At 30.3% G+C, this 2,427-nt stretch carries 2 protein-coding genes; both read left to right on the top strand.

Translation table 11 applies throughout. The features are described 5' to 3' along the window. The first annotated feature begins 84 nt into the window (after positions 1-84). Positions 85-987 carry a hypothetical protein gene (locus HPY79_12495; protein NSW46620.1) on the top strand — a complete coding sequence of 301 codons (903 nt, stop codon included), beginning with the start codon at positions 85-87 and terminating at the stop codon, positions 985-987. A gap of 79 nt (positions 988-1,066) precedes the next feature. Beyond that, positions 1,067-2,427 (top strand): hypothetical protein (locus tag HPY79_12490; protein ID NSW46619.1); only part of this gene is annotated, 1,361 nt, incomplete at its 3' end.

Raw genomic sequence — 2,427 nt, 5'->3', positions numbered from 1 at the left:
AATTTACACACAAACAAACATCACTATTTGTTCGAATGGCGTATTCCATGTAACCTTAGTATATAATTTAAAAAATAATTACACATGAAAAAATTATTTTTATTACTTTTGGCAGGAGGAATTATGATAACGGCCTGCAAAAAAGACAAGGAAATGCCAACTAACAGTGTTTTTAACCCTCACGATGACAAAGCGGTTGAAGCACGCATAAAAGCATTTAACCAATCGCTACAGCAAAAGCAGGGCGAACCTATGACCGTAAACGATGCGATTTGGAATATTGAAGCAGCATTGAATTATAATTATTGCAGAACTGGTTTGCCGCAAGGTTTAGTAAGTCAGGATTCATTGTTTATTGAGATGCCTGTTAACGATGGAACTCTAAGTTTTACTAATGTGTCTGAAGCTTATAATCAAGCGGCTTCAAAAATACAATCATTATTAAAAAATTCAAATCAGCATTTGGTAGTTATAGATGTAAAGCCAATACAAACTACTAATTATTTTAAAGCAAAAGTATATTTTATGATTTCTAACGATGATACTAATATTGCAAAAGATGTACATTTTACAACAGCTGCAACACAAATAAAAAATTATATTAATTCCAATATGGCTGCACTACCAAACGGAGGTTATTATACTAATGTGGAAACAGTAGAAGATGTTAATCCTCTTACTTACCCCTGTTGTATTAATACTAATTGGACAGGACCTTATGTTAATTACTACTACTACCTTATGTTTTATAACTATGAAGGTGCTCCATTGTATCACACTCAATTAAGTTCAGCCGAAATGAGTTTTTATACTAATGGAACTACTACTGTTATGAACACATACACAACCTCAGGCGGTCCAAGACCAGTAGGAAAAAGAATTATTACTATTAACTTATGGGGAGATATAATAACCTCGATACCTACAACAATTTTACATAGAGGGAATTTTACTTATGGTATTCCTCATTCACCTAGCACTAACTAATTGAACATAATAAAAGTATTAGATTGGTGATAATCCAGTCTAATACTTTTTAAATAATAATTTAAAATAAAAAATGAATATGAAAATATTACTTGTTTTATGGATGATCATTAGTTGTAATATCATTTTTGCACAAAACAATTTTTATTTCAAACGTATTTACACCGAAGCAGATGAGTATCCTACCTTTTTACTTGACTGCGAAAATGACCAATTATTTTTGTCAACATATTACGATATTGATTATAGAGTTCCTACTATTTTTAAATTTAAAAAAAATCGTTTGGTCGATTCATTACAAATAATTGACTATAATGGTACCATATTTTATCTTGGTGCAAAAGATTCAAAAACATTTACAGCGTGGGGATTTACTTCTGATAATAATTCAAATAATTTGAATCTGACCTACTGGCTAATAGACACAAGTCTTCATATTTTAGAAAATAAAAATTATCTAACTAAGTTTAATGAACATATTTACGTGCATTGTAATCATTTAAACAATGGAAATTACATTATTACTACATCAGGAATAGGTAACCTACAACATGGGATATTATTTTTAAAATTAGATTCGAATGTAAATTTAATAGATAGTGTTTATATTGATTATTTAGGTTACGATTTGGCTTTTAGAATCCTAAAATATGACAATTTTTATATTGCTCCAATATACTCAAGTCATTTGACAATGTCTTTTGGAACAGCAAGGTGTTTTGTTCGATTGGATTCCTCTTTAAACATAATAAGAATAGATACAATCCCACCTCGCCAAAGTGGAATTGCGTTTTCTATGAATATAAAGAAGAAAAACGAAAAAGAATTTTATTTATCGGGCAAGTCAGAAAAAATTATTGGTGGTTCGGTTTACCATAGAAGCACTGTTTCAATTTTTGATACTTCCTATCATGTTTTAAAAACAGTGCACTTTGGAAACTCAACTCCTGATACTTCAAATTATCCTGCTTCTTATACAAACTTTGACTTTAAAAATTTAAACAACCTTTATTTTAACTATACTTATAATTTTCCGTTTGATTTTCCATGGTCGAGTCAAAAAACATGGATAGTAGTTTGTAATTTAGATTCAAATCTAAATCTAAAATGGCGAAAATTTGTAGGAGGTGACTTGTCATATAATTCAAATTCTTTGTTAGCAAGCCCAGATGGTGGCTGTTATGTTACCGGTACTATATACGATAGTACCCTAAATATCTATCAGCGTGATATTTTTATTTTAAAATTCGACAGCCTTGGTAATGTTATTTCCAATGTACCCGAAAATACTTATGTATTTGATAACACTCTTGTTTATCCCAATCCCGGCACAAACGAACTCAATGTATTACTACCCGAAAACAACAAAAACACTACATTGGAGCTTGTGAATTCGCTTGGTATAGTTTGCAAAGAAGAACAATTTACAAACGACAAGCT

Source organism: Bacteroidales bacterium (genome assembly GCA_013314715.1).
Lineage (GTDB): Bacteria > Bacteroidota > Bacteroidia > Bacteroidales > GWA2-32-17 > Ch61.
Note: the sequence above shows the minus strand (reverse complement) of the source record. Positions and strands in the feature narration are given on the sequence as shown.